This window comes from Carboxylicivirga sp. M1479, from assembly GCF_007097485.1.
In the GTDB taxonomy this organism is placed as follows: Bacteria; Bacteroidota; Bacteroidia; order Bacteroidales; family Marinilabiliaceae; genus Carboxylicivirga.
Window position 1 is genome coordinate 113079 of the sequence record NZ_VKDE01000004.1, and the last position, 23912, is coordinate 136990.

Annotated in this window: 10 protein-coding genes and 2 tRNA genes; 9 read left to right on the plus strand and 3 right to left on the minus strand. The window is 39.4% G+C overall.

The window, feature by feature from the left end; genetic code table 11:
- Positions 1 to 8: 8 nt before the first annotated feature.
- The 7 genes from FNN09_RS04045 to FNN09_RS04075 all read left to right on the plus strand — a co-directional run bounded on the left by FNN09_RS04045 (position 9) and on the right by FNN09_RS04075 (position 17850).
- A complete protein-coding gene (locus tag FNN09_RS04045) occupies positions 9 to 7643 on the plus strand; it encodes a S8 family serine peptidase (RefSeq protein ID WP_143300202.1) in 7635 nt (2544 codons plus the stop codon).
- Positions 7644 to 7699: 56 nt separating this feature from the next.
- The gene (locus FNN09_RS04050) at positions 7700 to 9649 is read left to right on the plus strand and encodes a T9SS type A sorting domain-containing protein (protein ID WP_143300203.1); all 1950 of its coding nucleotides are present in this window, start codon (positions 7700 to 7702) and stop codon (positions 9647 to 9649) included.
- 114 nt (positions 9650 to 9763) lie between these two features.
- A complete protein-coding gene (locus tag FNN09_RS04055; protein WP_143300204.1) occupies positions 9764 to 11986 on the plus strand; it encodes a T9SS type A sorting domain-containing protein in 2223 nt (740 codons plus the stop codon).
- A gap of 135 nt (positions 11987 to 12121) precedes the next feature.
- The gene (locus tag FNN09_RS04060) at positions 12122 to 12544 is read left to right on the plus strand and encodes a DUF4625 domain-containing protein (protein WP_143300205.1); all 423 of its coding nucleotides are present in this window, start codon (positions 12122 to 12124) and stop codon (positions 12542 to 12544) included.
- Positions 12545 to 12615: 71 nt separating this feature from the next.
- A complete protein-coding gene (locus FNN09_RS04065) occupies positions 12616 to 15522 on the plus strand; it encodes a TonB-dependent receptor (protein WP_143300206.1) in 2907 nt (968 codons plus the stop codon).
- 38 nt (positions 15523 to 15560) lie between these two features.
- On the plus strand, positions 15561 to 17021 hold the full coding sequence (locus FNN09_RS04070) for a RagB/SusD family nutrient uptake outer membrane protein (protein WP_185968862.1): 1461 nt from the start codon (positions 15561 to 15563) through the stop codon (positions 17019 to 17021).
- A gap of 16 nt (positions 17022 to 17037) precedes the next feature.
- Complete coding sequence (locus FNN09_RS04075; RefSeq protein ID WP_185968863.1) at positions 17038 to 17850, plus strand: DUF4843 domain-containing protein; 813 nt, start codon at positions 17038 to 17040, stop codon at positions 17848 to 17850.
- A gap of 290 nt (positions 17851 to 18140) precedes the next feature.
- Here the strand turns inward: FNN09_RS04075 and FNN09_RS04085 are convergent.
- Together FNN09_RS04085 and FNN09_RS04090 are read right to left on the minus strand one after the other, a co-directional pair.
- Positions 18141 to 18216, minus strand: a tRNA-Lys gene (locus tag FNN09_RS04085).
- 67 nt (positions 18217 to 18283) lie between these two features.
- Positions 18284 to 18356: transfer RNA gene (locus tag FNN09_RS04090), tRNA-Lys, on the minus strand.
- A gap of 708 nt (positions 18357 to 19064) precedes the next feature.
- On the opposite strand from FNN09_RS04090, the gene FNN09_RS04095 reads away from it, so the two are divergent.
- Complete coding sequence (locus tag FNN09_RS04095) at positions 19065 to 20159, plus strand: MaoC family dehydratase N-terminal domain-containing protein (protein WP_143300209.1); 1095 nt, start codon at positions 19065 to 19067, stop codon at positions 20157 to 20159.
- A 174-nt stretch (positions 20160 to 20333) separates the two neighbouring features.
- Here the strand turns inward: FNN09_RS04095 and FNN09_RS04100 are convergent, their stop codons facing one another.
- Positions 20334 to 21026, minus strand: a complete 693-nt coding sequence (locus tag FNN09_RS04100) for a DNA-binding domain-containing protein (protein ID WP_143300210.1) — start codon at positions 21024 to 21026, stop codon at positions 20334 to 20336.
- A 326-nt stretch (positions 21027 to 21352) separates the two neighbouring features.
- Here FNN09_RS04100 and FNN09_RS04105 point away from each other — a divergent pair, with 326 nt between their 5' ends.
- Positions 21353 to 23734 carry a T9SS type A sorting domain-containing protein gene (locus FNN09_RS04105; RefSeq protein ID WP_143300211.1) on the plus strand — a complete coding sequence of 794 codons (2382 nt, stop codon included), beginning with the start codon at positions 21353 to 21355 and terminating at the stop codon, positions 23732 to 23734.
- The last annotated feature ends 178 nt before the right edge of the window (positions 23735 to 23912 follow it).

Here is a 23912-nt window from a genome sequence, read left to right on the forward strand (position 1 = left end):
GCAACAAAATGAATAGATCTACTCAGTTAATAAAATGGTTTTTTATGCTGTTTGGCGTGTTACTAATAAGTACCGTAAACGCACAAAGCATTCAAAAGTATGAAAACGGACAACTCAAGGGAGCTTTTAAAATTAAGCTGAAGCCCGAATTAGTTGTTTCTCCCTCAGGTTTAGAATCAAGCAATGTCAGCGGATACTCTACTGTTGGTATTGAAAAGCTTGATCAATTAAATATTCAATATCAGGCAGTGAAAATGGAACGCCTGTTTCCATATTCTCCAAAGCACTATTTAAAACACCAAAAGCATGGGCTTCACTTATGGTATAAAGTTAATGTTGAGTCAGAGGCCGAATTGGAGCAAGTAATTAAGGCTTATGGTAATTTGATTGAAGTTGAACAGGCAGAACCCTTTTATGAGAAAAGCTTGGTACCGCATACCATCGTAGAAGCACCTGCTAATATGTCAAATACCAAAGGCTTAAAAAGTACATCGCCATATAGCGACCCACGTTTTGATGAGCAGTGGCATTACCATAACACTAGTGATAATGTGGGTACGCCAGGTGCTGATATCAACTTGCTTAAAGCTTGGGAGAAACAAGTAGGTCATCCTGATGTGATTGTGGCAGTAATTGACCAAGGTGTTGATTATTCACACGAAGATTTGGCGGCCAACATGTGGGTGAATGAAGCTGAATTAAACGGAACGCCGGGCGAAGATAGTGATGGAAATGGCTATATCGATGATATTTATGGTTTCGACTTTGTGAATATGGATGGCGATGTGAAACCATTAAATCATGGAACGCATGTGGCAGGAACGGTAGCTGCTGTAAACAATAACGGTATTGGTGTTGCCGGTGTAGCCGGAGGTTCAGGTAATGGCGATGGCGTGCGCATTATGTCGTGCATGATAATGTCGGATAGTGGAGCTGGTAGCGCTGAGGCGGCTTTTGTATATGCGGCCGATAACGGTGCTGTAATAGCGCAGAATAGCTGGGGATGGAACGAGCCTGGTATTTATGAGCAATCGATTTTAGATGCCATTGATTATTTTATTGAGGAGGCTGGTCAATATGAGAATAGCCCAATGAAGGGTGGTCTTGTGCTTTTCGCATCGGGTAATAATGGCGATGAAGGTGAATACTGGCCAGGTTGTTACGATAAAGTAATAGCTGTTTCATCAACCGGAAAAGACAATGAGGTAGCACCCTATTCAAACTACGGTGAGTGGGTTGATATTACCGCGCCAGGTGGTAATGTTGACAATGGCCAAAATAATGGTGTATTAAGTACTATGCCAGGCGATAGCTATGGGTTTTACGATGGTACATCAATGGCTTGTCCGCATGTGTCTGGTGTTGCAGCTCTCATAGTTTCAGAGTATAAAGGAGCTAATTTCGATAATGAAATGTTAGCAACACGTTTGTTGGGTGGCGTTAATGTACTAGATACCATGCCGATTAATGAGCGTTATGTTGGTAAAGTTGGTCTTGGCGGTATTGATGCCTATTTGGCTTTACAACAGGATAATGGTATTGCACCAGAGCCAATTGACGATTTCAAAAGCGAAGGAGTATCTAGTACCTTTGCCTTTTTTTTATGGACAGTACCTGTTGATGAGGACGATGATGCACCGCGTTATTTCAAATTATATTACTCCGAAGAATCTTTCGATAACACAAGCCTTGATGGCGTTGACAACAAACGATTTAATACGAATTTGTCGGCTGGCGAATTAATCAATTATGAGTTAAAAGGTTTACAAGCAAATACACGGTATTATGCAGCAGTTACTGCAATCGACCGTTGGGGAAATGAATCGCCGTTATCATCAATACTTGAAATAGAAACGAACAAAGGCCCTGTTATTGAATTAGACAAAGAGCTTTTGGACTTTGATGTCGATGTGAGTGTTGATACACTTTCTCAACAGCAGTTTAATATTACCAATACAGGCGAGGGGCTGTTAAAGTGGGATGTGAAAGCGCATCATGTTAAAAACATTGACACTTATTCAACGCTTGAACCGCGTAAGTTGTATGCTGTAAATCCATCTTCAATTACCCAAGCTGAAGTGACAGATTTTAAGGTCAGCAATAGTAATTTAATATCTCCATATGCTCAGAAACCTGAGGACAGGTATATGCATTATTTTGATGCATCGCTTTTAACAGAAACACTGACGGCTATTGGAGAATCAAACAAAGACATACCTAATTCATCAGCCATTCATTTTGAAATATTTAACCCTGCGGGATGGAATTTGACTGGTGCTGAAATAGGACTGTTTTTTGATGAAGCACCAAAGGAGCATTTATATGTGGAGGTGTATGAGGGGGGAGATATCTCCACCGCACGTTTAATTCACACTCAAACATTTACAGTTGATGGTTCTGGTCCATTTTTTAAGGCGATTGATTTCGACAAGCAAATGTTCTTTAAGCAAGGCGATGAGTTTTTCTTGGTATTTCATGTGCCACCAGGATATAAATATCCATTTTTGGGATCCCAGGGTCTAACTTTAGGGTCTACCGATCATCAATATTTTAGCACTGATCAGGGGGAAACATGGGACCTGTTGCGCGATGTGTACTACGACTATACTAAGGTGTGGGATGTGATTGCCTTGAACGAATTGGTTGAATTAGATACTTACTTTAAGATGTCGCCAAGCTCGGGTTATTTAAATCCCAACGAAAGTGCTTCTGTTGATGTTACAGTTAATGCCAGTCAATTAATCAACGGTAATTATACGGCCAATATTGATGTGTTTGGCGATGGGTATGAGAACAACTGGAAAACACTTCAGGTTGAGTTTGATGTACTAGGTCAAAAGCACCAGCTGGAAAGCTCGGATATCGTCAATTTTGGAAATATTTTCATAGGCGAAAATGCAACTGAAAGCATCACTATCAGTAATGTTGGATTGGGGGCTTTTGGCGATGATAGCGGGCCGCTTGATATTACAATTGAAGATGCAGATTTTAGCTTGTTAGGGAGTATGCCTCGTGTGATTTCAGGTGAACGTTCTATTGAGTTATCTTTTTATTTCGCACCTAGCAAGGAAGGAGCCATCAATTCTAAAGTTACCCTATACAACACTAATGGCGATAAGCATGTTTTTTACCTTTATGGTGCAGGTACGCTTCCTGCAAAAGCTGTTTTAAACCCCGCTACTAGTTTAATTGAAGGTTTGGCATTGGGAGAAGCCTATGCCGGCGAGTTCTATTTAGCTAACGAAGGCGATTATCCCTTGCGTTACTTTATACCAAAATATGCCGATGGTTCTAACATGCCTGATTTTGATCCCAATTCCATCCATAATTTTGGCTACGTGGCTGGTGAAAATGTGTCTGAACTAGGTAATGATGCTTTTGATTGGATTGATATCCAATATACAGGTATAGATATTAGTGACAATTTCCGTTTTGACGGTAGTGTTATTTTAGAAGACGCCTTGTTAGGCTTTAGCTTTCCTTATTTTGGTAACGAGTACGATACTTGTTACATATCCAACCAAGGGGCACTTTCACTGGCGAATAATGGTTGGTTCAACGCCAAACCTGCTGGATATAATAGTTATGTACAGCCTAGTAAACTAATTTCTGCCTGGGGCATGCCATTCGACCTGTCCAAAGGAGGGAAAATTCTATACCAGCAAATGCCAGGTAAATTTATTCTGCAGTATCAGGATGTTGTACACGGCAGTTATATTTGGGATGACTCTGTTTTTGGTGGTGTTGGTTGGTTAGACGAAAAGATAACTTTTCAGATTGTTTTGCACCAAAATGGTGATATCGACTTTAATTATAAAGATTTAGGTGATGTACTAGGAACTCGTTCACTTGGATTCAATAGGGCGAGTACACTCATCATGATTGAGGATTATGATTTAGGTGATAACCTGGTATTGAATGGTTATGGAACAAGTAGAAGCGATCCGTTTATACTTGGGACTTATCCTGCCACAGGTAATCAAATATATTTCAAAAACCCTGGATATGGTTCATTGCAAAATGTAACGAATGCCTTTGGAACCATACAGGTTGGTGATTCAGTACTGATAGAATATGCAGGTACTACCGAAGAGTTATATGTGGCCGATTTCGAAGAGCGCATCAATATTGTTAGCAACGATCCAATTAACAATCCTGTTACCCATACAATTAATCTGAACATTACAACGGGAGGAGAGGCGAACTACACGTTTGAACCAGGTACGATTGATTTTGGTAATGTGTTTGAAGGAGCTGTTCAAACTCTGAAATTTGTTGTGGGTAATGATGGTAGAGCCGTTGGCCGATTAAGCGCTATGTCTTTCGAAAATGGTTTGTTTGAAATTGAAGGTTATATGCCAGCAGAGTTGAGGCCAAATACTATTTCGGAATACACCATAGCTGTTACAGCCGATGCGATTGGCCTAAAAGAAGACGTTTTACTCCTTAGCAAAGAGGATGGAGAAATCATCCGCATTCATACCAAATGCAATGTGGTGGAAGCGCCTTTTATCTCATCTGATAAAACAGAAATAGTTGAGACATTAAATTACGGTGCATCGAAGACTGTGGATGTAACAATCGAAAACACAGGATTAAATGCCATGAAGGTAACGCCAAGTGCCAATGAGTGGCTGAATGTATTGCCATCCAATGCCGATGTATATCAACGAGATGTGGATTACATGTATACAATAGAGCACAATGTTGAATCTGCCTTATACATTCCGAGTGATGTTGTAACAACTGGCGATAAGTTAAAAACACCCGAAGATATACTAGATTCTGATAGCTTTTGGATGACTGTGCCTATGCCATTTGAGGTTAATTTTTATGGTCAGCAGTACGATACACTTTATGTTGGCATAACGGGTATCATCACGTTTGTGCCCGATCAGGAAACCAAGGAGTGGGGGCCAAGTCATTACATTCCTAATGAAGCTGATGTTAATGCATTTTTAGCACCGTTATTTGGATTTAACGGTTCATCTGATCCACGCGTTTACCCGAATACTGGTATTTACACCAAGGCCTATACTGATAAGTTTGTAATTCGCTACCAGGATTTAGGATCCAATGGTGGAGGTAAGCCTGCGTCTGTTGAGGTGTGGATATATAAAAATGGCATCATCAAATACATGTATGAGCTGGAAGATGAAGAATTGAGTTATATTCTTTTTAATGGCTCTTTGGTGGGCATCGAAAACCAGGATGGTACAAAAGGTTTTCAGGTTTCGGCCAAAACCAATGGTATAATAAAAAATGGTACCATCATCACATTTTTACCCGAAGAAACATATACAGTAGATGCACAGAGTACCAGTGATTTTAAAGTGTTCCTAAATGCACAGTCGTTATACCACGGGCAATATACCGATGATTTAATCTTTCGTAATAACACGCCTGATGCACCAGATTATAGTATTCCGGTAAGCTTGGATATTATCGGTAAGGATAGCGTTGTGGTGGAAGATACTTTAAGCCTTGGGCAGCTCATGATGATTGATCATGACAATGAAGTTTACACTTCTCCGTACAAACGATACGATTATCAATTTACACTTTCCAATAATGGAACGCGGTCATTATTTATCAAAAATATAAAGCTGATGTCTGGCTTTAATAGTGGCCTGGTAATGGGCGATGATAAAAAGTTTGGCACCAATTCAGCAGAAGATGGTTGGGTAGATATCTCGCGCAAGCGTATTAATTATAATCTAAAACCGCTCGACAGTGAGGCATTTAATTTACGAGTGACTCCAATGCAAGAAGGTTTGGTAGAAGATACCATATTGGTTTATTGTGATTTGGATAACAGTCCTCTTAAAATTCCTGTTTCAGCGGTATTTACAATGCCTCCGGCTATTAATATTCAATCCGATGGTGTTCACGTTTACGCCGATACCAATGAGCATGAAGAAGTGAGAAGCTTTATAATCGATAATAACAATGGATCAATGGCATTGGATTACGAAGTGAGCGTGGTATTTGAGCGTAATATTAACCCATTCGTTAATACCTCACCAAGGGCATCGGCACAAATAATGCCGACAGCTAACATTACAAAGTTAGAGCACTTTGCCCTTAGTTCTGTAAAATCTGTCAACACCTACGAAATGGAAGAATTTAACAGAGTACTGCAGTACGAAGAAGCCAATTCGTCAAGTGGTAATGTTGGATTTGGTAGCAATAGCATGAGTTTTACATCGGCTACAGGTTTTTATGCTCCTCAAGATGGTTTCAACCTTACGCATGCAATGACCTGGTATGCATGGGGCGAAATGTTAGATTCATACGTTGATATTACTATACTTGGTGGTTCTGAAGATTATTTCGAATGTGAGGTACTTCATTCACAACGCTATCATCATACGGCAAGCCTGGCCTCATCAACCGGAGAGTTGATAACGGTTGAACTGGACGAAAGCCTGTACTTTTTCTCGGGCGAGAAGTTCTATATCCAATTTACCTATGATGAGTTTATTGGTTTTCCTCAAGGAACCAGCCATGGCGATGCCGAGGTTTACCAACGCTATTATTTTGGGAATGCCGACGATATGTTTGAAACAACCGAAAGTGGCTATGGTACACTGGGATGGATAACCCGTGCGGCCGAAATGGAAGCAGGAGGTAATGTGTGGAGCGTATTAAATGCTGAAGAAGCAGGAAATGTGGCAGCCGGTAATGAGCTCAGTTTGGAGTTGGCTTTTAATTCGGCCTATGCCAAGCAAGGTGTAAATGTTGGATCGGTAATATTTAAAAGCAATGATCCGTATGTGCCCGAAACCAAGTTGCCAATCTCGTTAACCCGTAATAAAGGGCCACAATATTCCGATGGCTTCGAATTAAGTTACTCCATTTTTGAAAGCGATACATTGGAATATCAGCTAATAGCTGCAGATGAAGAGGGTGATGAATTTAGTCTTACAGTATTAGAAGATAAAGAGCATTTTACTTATGAAGTAAATGGCAATGTGATTGATATTGTATTTATGCCGGATTATAATGCTGCCGGTAAGCATGGTTTTGTTGTTGAGGGTATTGATACACATGGGAATACCACGCAATTTAACTTAAATATAAACGTAGCAGATGTAAACCGGGCGCCAATAAAACACACTGAAATAGGCGAGCAAGTGTATGCAATTGAAACAGATGACGCTTACACCTTAGATTTGAGCGATTATATAAGTGATCCTGATGGTGATGAGGTGGTATATAAAATCAGTTTTGAAGAGTCAGATGCCCTTAAGATTTTATCGACCAACTCTACCATTGCTTTTTCACCTGTATCGCCAGGGTATGTGTATGTAAATGTGCTTGCCGAAGACGAGCATGGAGCTAAGTTAGAAACAGGCTTTCCAGTTTTTATTAAACATCGTACCGGTATTGATGATGAATTTGAAAACGCTGTGAGTATTTATCCTAATCCGGTGAGAGACGTCCTTAATGTTTCACTTGGTGCCTTGCATTTAGAGCAATTTCAGATAGTTGATGTGAAAGGTAGTGTGGTGCAAATGCAAAGCTTTACCAACGACTCTTTTTTACAAACAATTAATGTTGCCAAGCTGGAGTCTGGCGTTTACATGCTAAAGCTCTACACTAAGCAAAGTGTGATCATCCGAAAATTTACGAAACAATAAACCAATATCTCCTCCCTGCAAAGGGAGGAGCTTTATTCACCGTTAATATCTTTAATATGAAAAAACGTTTATTCTTTTGGCTTCTTAGCCTTAGTTTGTATCAAGTGGCTTACTCGCAGGGAGGAGTTGTAACCCCGAGCCAAAATGTTAATCTGATTGAAACCTTTACAGGATCATTGTCGGAGCTTAAAGCGTATTCCAATGGAGTCCTTTACATTGCCAATGATGGAACCGATGATTTTGTGACATACTCCTTGGATGGAAGTGCTTTTGCAACATCAGAATCCCTCGTATTGAGCAGTGGAAATCGTTTATCATCCTGGGCAGGAGATTCACAAGCTTTTTATTATGGAAACAATGTGTCAGATGGTGTTGGTGATAAACTTCGTTCTTTAACATCTGGGGCATCGTCATTATTGCTTGATTCATCGGATCCAACGGTTGCTGTTACAGAGGTTTTTCGTGTTGACTACGGCTCTGGCGATGTTAAGTATTACTTTATGGCTGAGGGCCCAACAGATGGATTTGGTAATATTGAAGCAATCATAAATGAGTCCAATGGTATTGATGAAACATGGGAAGTTGACCCTGAACTTGATCCAGATTCTTTCGTGCCCGGTACTCGTATGCAAATTAAAATGAGTTACGCGAATAGTGCAGGCCAAATGAGTGGCACTGTCAGCAATGGGGCTTTTTATTTTTTAGCCGATTCTCCTGGCGGTAATGGCAATTATTCGTCAATTTTTAAAGTGAACTATGATCCAAATTATAGTGAAGTTGAATTAGTTGTTAATAGTGGAAGCGAAGTGGCCGATTGGGATAATCTAATTGTAACCGACGATTATTACTATGTATGCATGACATCTAGTTCAGGAGAAGCATTGTCGATGAATTACATTGACAAGCTAAATACAGATGTGATTAATGAAGTGACAGATATTCTTTTCCATTCTGATAAACCCTTACAAAGTAATAATCGCATTTATGGAGTTGGAGAAGAGTGGATCAATGGGGCAAAGAATAAATTCCGCAAACTGGTTATTGTTGATGAGCAAAATGTGGCAACCCTAATTCATTTAAATGCTGTAACAGAAGATGATCAAGTTTCTAACCTGGTTTTGAGTGGGAATAAAATATTTTTCACAGCAACACCTACAGGTGGTAGTCAGGGGATTTATGCCGTTCGAACAGACGTAAGCAATCCTGTACCGGTGCTTGTTGAAGATTTGGCAGGCAAAGAGTTTAAAGGTATGGTTGAGGTGCCCGATGGTGTTGCATATGCTATGTGGGATGGTTTATCGGGTAATGTTGTTATTTCACAAGGTTTTAAAGATGCCGATTACTGGTTACACAGAGGTGCCGATAATGGTAATTACGCTTGGGGTGAAATAACGGATCTAGTGGTGAATGGCAATACGCTATTTGTCGCTGAGAAAGCAAGTAATGGCACAGATGTTAATATTTGGAGCAATGATTTAACAGCTACCGAATTTAGTATTGCTAATGCACGTTTTACCATTACCGATAGTGAATCGCAGGCTGTTATTGAGGGTGCTAGCTTATCATTAGATAACGGTTTAGAAACGTATGTTTTAAGTACAGATGCGGCTGGACAAGATGTTGTTTTAAACATTCCTAGCGGTTGGTACAATTACATTTTAAGTGCCAATGGATACAAAACGGTTAGTGATGGTCGTGTTTGGATTGGAGCAGGTTCAAGTGAAAAAAGCTTAACAATGGAAGTAGATAACAGTACAAATATATCTGATAAAGATTTGGATGAGGTGATGGTATATCCAAACCCGGCACATGACATAATCAATATTAAAGCAATAAAAACAGTAGTTGCGGTGCGAATTTACAGTTTAACAGGTCAGTGTGTTAAAACAGTTGAAGCATCAGATATTAATACAATTAATGTCTCTGATCTGCAAAATGGCATGTATGTTATGGTCATTAATTATTTCGATTCTGGAAGCTCGACATTCAAAATCACGAAGAAATAGATTATAGGTTTGATGGTGAAAAAGTGAGGAGAGATGGAGTGACATGCCCTCTGTCTCATCCTTACTTTCTAAGTCACCAACCTTATCATCATTTATTAATTTAAAATAAACTCTATGAAAAGATTTACAATGTTTTTAATGGCTGCCATAATGGCTATTGGTAGTGTAATTGGTCAAACAGAAAACCTGCCAGTCATCGTTAAAGATGCATCGGTAACACCACCTATTGGACCATCCATTGGAATTGACCCAACATTATTGGGCGGCGCCAGTGTATCGGTTACCGACGGCGTTGATACCTGGACTGGAACAACAGGCAACGATGCTGTTGCTGATGAGTTTGGCTTTGGTATTGCTACTATTATGGACTTGCCTTTAGGTACCTACGACATTACTGTTTCGATGGATGGTTTTGTTACTCAAACAATACCATTTGACTTAACAAGCGATGTAACAACTCAAGGAGGCCCAACGGTTTCATTGGTGCCTGTTCCTACAGAAAACCTGCCAGTCATCGTTAAAGATGCATCGGTAACACCACCTATTGGACCATCTATAGGTATTGACCCAACATTATTGGGCGGCGCTAGCGTATCGGTTACCGACGGCGTTGATACCTGGGCCGGGACAACCGGCAACGATGCTGTGGCTGATGAATTTGGCTTTGGCATTGCTACAATTATGGACTTGCCTTTAGGTATCTACGACATTACTGTTTCGATGGATGGTTTTGTTACTCAAACAATATCATTTGACTTAACAAGTGATGTAACAACTCAAGGAGGCCCAACAGTTTCATTGGTGCCTGTTCCAACCGAAAATCTGCCAATCATCGTTAAAGACGCATCGGTAACACCACCTATTGGACCATCCATTGGAATTGACCCAACATTATTGGGCGGCGCCAGCGTATCGGTTACCGATGGTGTTGATAACTGGACCGGAACAACCGGCAACGATGCTATGGCTGATGAATTTGGCTTTGGTATTGCTACTATTATGGACTTGCCTTTAGGTACCTACGACATAACCGTTTCAATGGATGGTTTTGTTACTCAAACAATATCATTTGACTTAACAAGCGATGTAACAACTCAAGGAGGCCCAACAGTTTCATTGGTGCCTGTTCCAACAGAAAACCTGCCAGTCATCGTTAAAGATGCATCTGTAACACCACCTATTGGACCTTCTATAGGAATTGATCCAACATTATTGGGCGGCGCCAGCGTATCGGTTACCGACGGTGTTGATACCTGGACAGGGACAACCGGCAACGATGCTGTTGCTGATGAGTTTGGCTTTGGTATTGCTACTATTATGGATCTTCCTTTAGGTACCTACGACATTACTGTTTCAATGGATGGTTTTGTTACTCAAACAATATCATTTGACTTAACCAGTGATGTAACAACTCAAGGAGTCCCAACAGTTTCATTGGTGCCTGTTCCAACAGAAAATCTGCCAGTCATCGTTAAAGATGCATCGGTAACACCACCTATTGGACCATCTATTGGAATTGATCCAACATTATTAGGAGGTGCTACTGTATCGGTTACCGACGGTGTTGATACCTGGACCGGAACAACCGGCAACGATGCTATGGCTGATGAGTTTGGATTTGGTATTGCTACTATTATGGACTTGCCATTAGGTACCTACGACATTACTGTTTCAATGGATGGTTTTGTTACTCAAACAATATCATTTGACTTAACCAGTGATGTAACAACTCAAGGAGGCCCAACGGTTTCATTGGTTCCTGTTCCAACTGAAAACCTGCCAGTCATCGTTAAAGATGCATCGGTAACACCACCTATTGGACCATCTATTGGAATTGATCCAACATTATTAGGAGGTGCTACTGTATCGGTTACCGACGGTGTTGATACCTGGACCGGAACAACCGGCAACGATGCTATGGCTGATGAGTTTGGATTTGGCATTGCTACTATTATGGATCTTCCTTTAGGTACTTACGACATTACTGTTTCAATGACAGGTTATGTATCTCAAACAATATCATTTGATTTAACAAGTGATGTGACAACACAAGGAGGCCCAACGGTTTCATTGGTGCCTGTTCCTACTTCAATTGATAAAAACGAAAGTAGCACCTTGTCAGTGTATCCTAATCCAACTGCAGATTTTGTTAATATTCAATCAGAAGTGGCAATTCGTTCGGTAGAAGTGTTCTCAACAGGAGGTGCACTAATTAAACGATTCGATGGAGAAGCAATTTCTCAAATAAACATAGCTGAGTTAGTGAATGGTATCTACATCATTAAAACCACTGATAGAAATAGAAATCAACAGATAACAAAGATTAATAAACATTAATCATTGCCCATGACTACCCTCTCAACGGGGAGGGTAGTTATTAATGAATGCTAATGGTCGATTTATGCAAGCTCTTTATTCTGCTTAGCAGTGTTTGCATCATCATACCCACGCAACAAACTAAAAACAATAAGCATGAAAAATAAGTATTTGATAGTATGTCTATTCCTTATGCCTATATGGCTGGCATGTCAAAAAGATGAAGTTGAAGATACCACTCCTCCGGTAGCTAGGGTTGAATTGCCAACAAATAATACGATGTACTATCGTGGTAACACCCTTATGTTCACCGGATACTTCACTGATGATGTAGAATTAAAAGAGTGCACCTTTTATTTGAGTCAGGGTCTAAAAGCAGCCCGTGGTTGGGATGAGGTTTGGGAGCCAGATGCTCAAACATTTCCTCTATCCGGATTGGAAGATGAGTTGATTGAACAGTATTTATTCGAGTTGATGATACCTAACGAAATTAAATCGGGTGACTATGTGCTCAAGGTACTGACTGTAGATAAAGCCCTAAACTATAGTACGACAGAGATACCTATTCAGATAAAATAATTCACACTTAAATAAGTGTAATATAATATAGATCAGAGATTAACTAAATAAAGAACTACAAAAATATCGACATGAAGCATGTATTTTATTATCTGCTCTTGCTTTGTATTGCCTTTTCTGAACCACTATTTGCTCAAAATAGCACAATACGTGGTACAGTTAAAGACAAAAGCAATGGCGAAGCAATGATTGGCGTCACTATCGTAGTGAAAGGAACAACAATAGGGACCGTGACTGATTTTGAAGGGAATTATAATTTGCAGGTGCCACAAGAAGCAAATGCACTTTTATATTCATTTATTGGCTATGAACAACAAGAAGTAGCCTTAACGGGTCAGCAAGTAATTAACATCTTGTTAGAGTCGGATTCAGAGTCAATTGATGAAGTAATTGTAACTGGGTATGGCATTAAAAAGAAGGGTACTTATACAGGTTCGGTAGAAGTTGTGTCAGCCGATAAGATTGAGCAAGTGCCTGTTGCCAGTTTTGACCAGGTACTGCAAGGACAAGCCCCCGGATTAATAGCTGTTGGCTCCTCGGGTGCTCCCGGTTCTGCTGCCACTGTACGTATTCGCGGTATTAGCTCAATTAATGCCGGTAACGATCCTTTGTACATAATGGATGGAATCCCTATTTCAGCTGGTCAGTTTAGTGCCCTTAACCAAAACGATATTGAAAATGTATCGATATTAAAAGATGCTACGGCCACTTCGCTATATGGTAGTAGAGCCAGTAATGGTGTTATTGTTATAACCACCAAGCGCGGAGATAAAGAGGGTAAAACAAAGATACAATATCGCGGTCAGTATGGGTTTAACCAAATAGCACGCGATAATTTTGAAATGATGAATACTGAGCAAAAGATTCAGTATGAAGAAGAGACTGGTTTGAAAGATTACACTCCAGAAGAAAAATTGGAGTTGATGAAAACCAATACCAATTGGCTCGATGTGGTTTTGCGCGATGCCATGACAATGTCGCACGAGCTATCGGCAAGTGGAGGAAATGAAAAAACACAGTTTTATGTGTCGGGTAGCTATTACTACCAAGAGGGTATACAGTACCGTTCTGATTTTGACCGCATGAACTTTCGCTTGAATCTGGATAATAAAATATCGGAGAAAGCTAATTTGGGAACGAATTTGACCATTGGATACGAAACCAACAGCAATACCATTACAGGAGGCAACAATGTTTACAATCCAATTTTCTCTGCTCGTTTACTTAATCCGTATTTAAAGGCCTACGACGAAAACGGTGATTACAATAATGAAGGACTGCCTTGGGCTAACCCCATCGAACAATTGATGTTAAACGATAATTCAAATAACACCTTAAAGATTGTTGGAGGTGTATTTTTTGACGTTGAATTAGCCAAAAACCTGGTGTTCAAAACCAATGTAGGTGTCGATTTTTACGATTATACCGCAACGAGCTATTTACATCCCGATTCTGAATGGGGAGCTGCTACGCATGGTAAAACTACGCGTGCATTCAGGCGTAACTTTCGCATTACACCAACCAATACCTTGCGCTATAAGCTAATGCTTAATGATGCCCATGACTTTAACTTTTTGCTTGGTCAGGAATTGATTAGTAATAACTCTGAGTCGTTTAGCGTAGGAGCTAAAAATCTACCCAAAGATTTGAAAGTACTAAATGTGGCGGCAGAAGCCGATACCTGGGGCGGCAGCGCTTATGATTACTCCGTGGCTTCCTTTTTTGCCAATTTAGCTTATAACTATAAGTATAAATACCTCGTTGATCTAAGTATCCGGCGCGATGGATCATCACGCTTTGGTCAGAATAACCGCTGGGGAACATTTTGGAGTGCTGGTGCCGGTTGGAATATTCAGGAAGAGGAGTTTATGAAAGATATTTCATGGCTCGATCAGTTAAAAATTAGAGCCAGTATAGGTGAAACAGGTAATTATAACATTGGAAATTATGAGCACCTGGCGTTATTTGGTTATGGTACGTATATGAATCAAAGTGCGGCCTATTTTTACCAACATCAGAACGATGACCTTACCTGGGAGAGAAAGCTTAAAGCCAATGTGGCCCTAGATATGGCGTTTATGCGCAAGTACCGCATGAAAGTTGATTTGTATCAAGAAACTACTAAGGATATGTTATTCTACATACCTTATTCTATTACCAGTGGTACATCGGGTAGGATGGAAAATATTGGCGAGATGACTAATACAGGTATTGAACTGGAATTGGATGCGCAGATATTGAAGTTGCAAGACTTTACATTTCATTTTAATGCCAATGCTGCTTACAATAAAAATGAAGTAACCAAGCTATACAACGGTTTAGAAAACATTGATCAGGGTTATACACAAATAACGGTTGGCAAGCCCTTGGGTACATTTTATTTAACCGAGTGGGCAGGTGTTGATGAGTCGAACGGTAAAGGCCTTTGGTATCGTGCAGATGGCAGCGTTACTGATACCTATTCTGATAGTGACCGCCAATTACATGATGGCAAAGTGTATTTACCACCATTGACAGGTGGATTTACAGGCACCTTTTCATACAAAAACCTGCAATTAACTGCTTTCTTCTCGTGGATGGCTGACAAATGGATTATAAATAACACACGTTATTTTACCGAGAGTCAGGGTATGTTTATGAGCTATAATCAAAGCACCGAAATGTTAGATTACTGGAAGCAACCCGGTGATCAGGCCAAGCACCCTTCTCCTGAATATCAGGATAATCAGTTTGATACACGTTTATTGGAGAATGCTTCATTCTTACGACTTAAGAATCTGAACATCTCTTATAATATTAATCCATCATGGCTTAACAGAACCGGATTCTTCCGTAGTGCACGTATTTATGCGCAAGGACAAAACCTGTTGACTTTTACTAAATACACCGGTATCGATCCTGAATTTTATGGGGTTAATGAGTTGAATATGTATCCACATGTGAAAACATTCACGTTTGGTATTGACCTTGGATTTTAATGATAAGCTCACTATTAGTAATCGTTGATCACTTGATAATGAAAGAAAAAATTAAAGATATGCATCGCAAAATAAAATATTATACCAGCAGCCTGCTCCTAATAGTGGCATTGGTAAGCTGCGAAAGCTTTTTTGAAAAAGATCCGTATGACAGCACCAAGAAAGAAGACATCATAACTAATGAAAAGGATGCTCAAACTTTGCTTTATGGTATGTACGCTGGTTTTAAGTCATCGGCATCGTATGGAACCTACTTAACTGTTTTAACCGATATAATGACCGATGCTTCATTGGCATCAGCCGGTTTTACCAATCAAATGGGTGATTTATATGCCTGGAAAATTAATCCTGGAACATCTGAAGTAGGTGCTGTTTGGTCAAATCACTATGCTTCTATTTACAACACAAATTACATTTTAAATGGGATAGATGAGATTGAGGGAGATGTAGACAATATTAACCGTTTAAAAGGTGAAGCCTTGGCTGGCCGGGCGTTATTGCATTACAATCTGGTGCGTTTATACGGTAAAGCATATAATGCCACCACTTCTGCAACTGATTTGGGCGTACCCTATATCACTAATAACGACATTACATCTCCATCAAGGCACACAGTAGCTGAGGTGTATAAGTATATAGTTGATGATTTGGAAGATGCCGAGGTTCTATTGCAAGACAACATGTATTACGATAACATGGTGTTTACCAAAGATTTTGTAAAGGGATTAATGGCCCGAGTTCTGCTGGATATGAAAAACTACGATGGTGCAATTGCTTATGCCACCCAGTTGATCGAAAGTCCGTCTTATGCCTTGTCAGAAGGTTTGGGTTTTATTAATATGTGGTTGCATGATTCAGGCAGCGAAATAATTTGGCGAGTTGGTTATTCCCCTACCGATTATGGTGCTGCTCCAGGTTATAACTTTTATAATCGTAACAATAGCAACACCTTGCCATTGCCCGATTATATTCCGGCCGAGTGGTGGGTAAATAGCTTTAACCCGTCTTTGGATGTGCGCTACACTTCTTACCTCACTTACACACAAACTGGCTTTGGTTGGACTGGGCATTTAATACGCAAATATCCAACCAATCCGGCTTATACATCTCAGGGATTAAACATGCCAAAACCAATGCGTTTAGCAGAGATGTATTTGATTCGTGCGGAAGCGCATGCCTATAACAACACGGATGATTTAGCACGCGATGATATCAATGAATTGCTGTCGAAACGAATCATAGATTTTACTGGTATTAGTTTGTCTGGTGATGATTTAAAAGAATACATCGCTGATGAGCGGAAGCGTGAGCTCATGTTTGAAGGCTTTTATTGGTTTGATTTAAAGCGCATGGGTAAAGGATTTGAGCGTGTGCCACAGGCTAATACTTCAACGGCTAATGATTTACAAATAGCGGCTGATGATTATCGTTGGCAATGGCCTATTCCAACCTCTGAGTTAAATGGGAATGAGAATATTGAGCAAAATGCAGGTTATTAATTCTAAAACTATAGAAATGAAAAAGATTCTTATAAAAGTTTATGCATCTATGGTTTTGCTAGTGCTATTGGGTGCTTGTCAGGAGAACAATGTGGAACTATACGATGGACCATCCTTAATACATTTTCTTGAAACAAAAGGGAATGTGCTAATTGATGAATCAAACCCTGTTATTACTATTGAAGTTGGTGTAACTAAAGCATTGGATGTATCACGTGTTTTTGATGTTGTGGTAGACACCGATGAATCAACTGCTGTTGAAGGCCTTAGTTTTGAACTGTTAACGCCAACTGTCACAGTAGATGCAGGTGAGGTGATTGCTGAAGTGCAAGTTCGAGGTTTATACACAGGCGCAGAACCAACAGGACAGCTTCTTAAATTAAGCTTATCGAGCTCAAATACAGATGAAGTAGCTTCATTCCAAAATGCCTATAACTTAGAGTTATATAAGTTTTGTGAATTCGATCAGATGGCCTTCGTGGGTACTTTTCAAGTGGTAGAAACTGATTACTGGCAGAATATTTTCGAATACGAAGTAGAATCAGTTGTTGGCGATGATCCATACTCAGTAAACATTACTGGTTTGTGGGGCACTTCTTCACCCGTTAAAATATCTTTTGCCATTGATGAGAATACCTGTTCAATACTTAATCAGTTCTTTTTTGACGACCCGGATGCTGGTTACGACAATGCTTGGATCAGAAGTGTGGAGGATGGACAATATAATAGCTGTATGGGTAGCATTACTGGATTAAAGTACTTCATATATCCCGAAGGATCGAATCAGGGTTGGGATTTAGGAACCTTTGAGATAAAACGTATAGATTAATAAGTGGTTTCCGATTATTGTTAAAAGGGCTGTATCAAAATAAGGTACAGTCCTTTTTTTATTGAGGTGAAAGGCCAAGTTATTTATCAATTGAGTCTTTCAATGCTAAAATCAAAGAGTTTCGTCGGCAGTTTAGAGGTGTGAGCGATGTGAAGTTTTTCCTGTATAGACTCTGTAAAATTTATGCCTAGACCCAGAATTTGGTTCTGATCCGTTCTGATCCGAAATTATTATTTGCAATCACCAGGCTCCATAAACAACAAAAGCCTCGTAAAAACGAAGCTTTTGTTTGGTGACTCAGCAGGGATTCGAACCCTGGACCCACGCCTTAAAAGGGCGTTGCTCTACCAGCTGAGCTACTGAGTCAATCCAATGCCAATCTTATTGGCTTTTTGCAATCTAAAAACTCTTCTTTTAGAGCTTTAAAAAGTAGTGACTCAGCAGGGATTCGAACCCTGGACCCACGCCTTAAAAGGGCGTTGCTCTACCAGCTGAGCTACTGAGTCGTACTTGTTTTTCTCAATTGCGGTGCAAAGATAGATGCTTTTCTTTTGAATGCAAATTTTGAAGTAAAAAAAGTCAAAAAATATTTTGCGTTTACATGATCAGAATCGTTCTAAGAATCCCTTTTGTATTGATTTTCAAATCGACAAGATGAACTTTAGTTGTCGAATATTTTTTTCATCAATTTTCCTGACTATATCGAATAATATCTATTCAGTATTTCGTTATTGTCTTTTATCTAAATAGTACCGAGGGATTTTACATTTCTTGAAATGTTGTGTTTTAAACCTATCATAATTAAAGGGTGTAAAAATGGAAGTGAATTATTCTTTTTATGGTTACCGGTGAATTAGAAAAAACAGTTGCTGTTATTGTTTCCTCATAGTGGGATGACACTAACCTTGCCATGGCTGACTTAGGTTTGGAGATCGAATAATCATGAATAGTACTATTGAGATTACACAAAAACACTTTAGATAGTTAAGAATATAACAGCTGATTAATCTGATTACTATTAATAGGGTAAAAAAAATATCCCGCACTGCTTATTATCTCACACGATGAGTAAGTAATCATCAGCAATTTGAAAGTTGTTTTGTTGATTTGCTTTGGGGATTGATAGTGGAAACTTAATTTGTAGCTATGTGGCTTGTTTCTAGCATAAATTGTATGTGTAAAAGCTTTATTTTTGCATCTCACAACATTCAACCATGCAAGGATTTATTAAACCAAATAGAAAAGTTAATTACGGCTTGGATCTTAACCGCGTAACCATCGGTCAGGAGATAGTCAGTCACTTTAATATCACTGTAGATGAGTCGGTTCATAGCTTATGGAGCGGCTTAATGCCTACATCTTCTTACCCAGAAAATAGTCGCGAATTTGCGGGAATACTAGGTTTTCATGAGATGTTTTTGCCTTATGGCTTTTTAATGAATCTCACCTTGAGTTTGGGCGTTGAAAATTTTGCACACTCAAGCCTTCTACATCTTGAAATACGAAATGCTTTGTATTTAAACCCAGCATTTGCAGGTGATACATTTTCGTGCGTTATACGCATTAAGGATATTCGCACTACCTCCAATGGGGAGTATTCAACTATTGTGTCGGAACATGTTTTATCCAACCAAAAAGGTGATCCTGTTTTTAGTTTGGAGCGTGTTACTTTATTTCCAAAGATTGATGTTAATAGTGAGTCCGCTATAGATCATGTTGAGCCTTTGAAAAATCATCATTTTAAAGAGAAAATACTTGCTCGTGTGCGTGGTATTTCCATAGAGAATAAAATTGATGACTTTAACGAGGGAGACTTACTCTTGCACCCCTTTGTTAGGCCGGTGGGTAAAAGCGAGAATCTGTTTTGGGCCACCTATTTTAAAAATACGCACCCGATACATTACAACTATCAGCGTTATAAACCCGGTGAAATAATTATTTCTGGTGGTATCGTATTGTCTATGGTGTTGGGTATTTCAGGAAGAGAATTCCGACAGCTATTATTACCACAGGTTGAGCGCGCGTTTCATGTGGTGCCCGTTGTGGCCGAAGATCGTGTGGGTGCATTTTCGTACATAAAAAGTAGCACCCAAATAATGCCAGGCTTCGAAGAGATTGACGTACGTACCTTTGGTTTGCGTAATGTTGATACGGAACTGGAGCTATCCGATGCCGATTTTCCATTGGAGCTATTCAATGGTTTACAGCGCCCTGCCGATGTTGAGAGAGTATTGGAAGAAAAATGTCCGCATCTGAAAGGCAAAATCTGTTTAGTGGCCGATTGGAAAGCACTGCGTAAAGTTGAGTAATTGCATTATAAGCTAATAGAATATTATAAGCCTGTCTGTCGACGGGCTTTGTTGTTATTGATTAGTATATCGCGACCCAATTGGGTCACACAATGCGACCCAGTTGGGTTATGGTGTCTGACCCAACTGGGTTATAGTGTCTGACCCAATTGGGTCAGATTGTGTGGGCGACAACTATACGATGCTTATCGTGCAGCTACCTGTTCTTATAGTCTTTGTACGATACACCATAGCTCTTATTTCTAAAGTGAAATTTCCCTTTGTAAGTGCGTCAGGTATAAAACACATTAATTCGCCTGGTTTGTTTTTAATCACATTAGATGCTTTAAACGATGTTTTGTGCTTGTCGATGAAATAAACCCCTTGTTGTGGATCGGCTTCGTTGAACTTTAAATAAACGCCTTTGATGGATAGTAGCTGACCGGCGCTAAAGTTACTATCCTTGCTTTTGTTGAAGTGATTAAGCAGAGATTGTATGCTGGGTTCACGTTTGGCAGTGTTAAGCTTCTTAACTTTAATTTTGTGTAGGCAGTTTTTTAGGCGCTTTTCGGCTTTTAAATTGATGCTAACATGATGGTGATCGCGATTGAATGATTCTGACTCAGAATTAAAACAACCATTGATGGAGCTGGATATTGAAAATAACTCGGTCTGCACCCGGGCACCTTCCGTAATTAATGTTTCAATGGCTTGATGATATTCCTCAATAACCGCTAGTGCTTCTGCTTTTGTTACGGTGGAGCCTTTTGCAATCATCATCTCAATAATATCATCCATTGTGTGCGATTCATTATCGCTTGGTATTGCCAGGTATTTGCCTGAATAGGTGCGGAGGGTGTTGGGAGTTAATCTGTATTTTAAGGGCATTTGTATTGTTTGTTATGTTTTTAAAAAATCAAGATATAGAAAGGTGGCTACTTTAACTATGATATTTGTTAGTGCTGTTACTGCTTTATAAGATGTTTGAGTGGGATAACCCTTAATGCATAAGCGTTATTTTAATCGAGTAATTCAGTATGATTATCAAATAAATTAGTTCGTTAGTACATAAAAGTATTATTTTTGATGCGTAAAACAATTTACTAACGTGTGTGTATATTAGCTTGATAATTAGTTTGATGTAACTTTTTGGCTGGTATGGCGTACAAAAGTTAGTGGATTTAAGATACTTTAATGATAAATTATAAATTGGTATGAAGTATAGGAATTTAGTTTTAATTCTTTTTATAGCTTTTGCTGGAGTGCTAGGGATTTATGGTCAGAATCTTACTTTGCCAGATGGAAGTGCATTATCTGCCAGCACTAGTTCTGTTTACGATGGAAATACGGCAGCCACAGCCATAACATCAGGAGCGATTTCTGGCGGTACAGTTACTGATACCGTAATTGTTAAGATTGAAGGAGATTTGCATGTTGAAAAGGCGAACGGAACGAGTGAGTTAAAAGTTAATGAGCATTGTATACTCATAATAACTGGTGATTTATTTGTCGGAAGTAATAAAGGAAATGGAAAGCTTACACTTGATGGAGTACTCGTTGTCTATGGGAGTGTTTTAATCGATGCCGCAAATACTGCAATTGCGTCTGTTGAATCTTCAGGTACATTTGCAGTAGGAGGTTCCTATACTTCAATAGGAGATAAGGAAACGGAAACGAATAATGGGAACGTGTATTTGAGTGATGAAGGCGACGGGAGTGGCTTTGGTGGAACTGGTACAAATGGAGATTTGGGAGGCTTGATTGATTCCGGAATTTTGCCTGGTGAAATATTAGATGACTTTGTTGAAAATGTAGATGGTGATAATATACCTGTATCCAGTTGGCAAGGAGATGAAGAAGGTTCTGAAACAGATTGGAATAATCCCGGCAATTGGGATGGCGGGATAGTGCCTACAAAAGGTAAAAATGTTTCGATACCGACTAATCCATCCGGGGATTCGAACCCTGACTTCTTTCCTCTTGATTGTAGTAATGGTAAATATTATGTCTGGAATATGACAATTCAACAGGGTGCAAATCTCAGTGTGCCAATTAATAGTGAGGTGATGATATATGGTGATCTTATTTTGGAGTCAGGCGCCAATTTATCTATAGAAAATGTAAATGATGTTGGAATTGGAGGAAGCCAAATAACTGTTTATGGAGATATCATTGTTCCTGATGATGCCAATATAGTTGTTAATAGCTCAAATAATAATCCAACATCCTTAATTGTTAATGGTGAGGTGTATAAGTCGACGGCTCGCACAACTACAGGCAATATTACTTTTGAATGGACCTACAACAACAATAACTGGTGGTTTATTGGTCACCCTATTTCCAATGCCACACTAAGTAATAGCTACAAGTTGATACGTGATGGAGGTGGTGATTATGCCTTGTACGACTATGTTGGCGGTGCCAGTCCTTATTCAAAGCTGTCAGATAAGGTCAGTCACGACTTTTCAAGCATAAGCCCTATCAAAGGTTATTTGTTTAAAGTGAAGGATGATAATACAACGTTAACAATGAAGGGGCAGGTTAATAATAATTCAGATTATTCACACGGATTATTGGACAACGATTGGCAAATCGTTGCCAATCCTTATCCATCCTACTACCAGTTACCAACGGAAGATGAAACAGATGTAAATGCTGATTTTTACCATACAACTGGTACGGTGTATGTCACGCACTCAACAAGTAATAGTGACAAGATATTCTATGTTTATAATACGCTAATGAATATACGAACCCCGTCAGGGGATGATCCTGTGCTTGAGAATGGTATTATTGCACCCGGTCAGGCTTTTTATGTGGAAACATATTCGACTGGTAATGTTAAAATGAGAGCTGCCAATTGTGTGCACGACGCCGCTAAGTCATCTTTAAAGTCAGGTAAGGTAACCGAAGAAAATATTTTACGCATTAAGCTTAAAAATGCCAATAACTCCAACGATGAGGCAGTTATTGCTCTGCACGAACAGGGAACTGTGGCATACACTCGTATGGATTCAAAGCAACGCTTTCAAACTAATAGCTTATCTTACGTTTATTCTGTTGTGGAAGAAAATAAGGCTGTTATTAATGCTTTACCTTTGCTTGCAGACGATTATTCGCAGACAATTGGTGTTGATGCCAAAGCTGGCGAGCACCAACTGTCTATCGACGGGATTGAGTCATTAACGAATGAATACGAATTGCTACTTGAAGATAAACTAACCGGCGCTGTTACGCCTATGCTTAACAGTCAAACAGTTTACGAGTTTACCTCAGATGCTGGTACTTTCGACGATCGTTTTGTATTACATTTTAAAGTTTCAAGAACAGAGATACCAACTGATATTGAAAATAAGGAAGAGGTTGATAACGGTATTTCTATATACGTTCAAAATGACAAGCAGCTATTTATTACCTATAAAGGTGAAGCTGCTGAAAAAAATGTTGAAGTTTATTCTATGAGCGGGCAGCTCCTTATCAAACAATCATTCTACCAAGATTCTTTTAACGATTATTTAAATATACCGTCTGGTATATATTTAGTAAAGGTAAGCGATGGTCATAAGGAATATTCAGAAAAGATATTCATCCCTTAAGACTCATTTTAAATAACTTATAAAGGCCTCCATTTGATGGGGGCTTTTTTTGTACATACAAGTGTGTGTGGCAGCTATGCGCCACCTAACGTTAATGTATGTTAATAGTGTAACTTTTATAACGGGTGACGTGTAATACTTTCGAATATCCAGCTCATTTGTTTGAACTGGTTTTGAA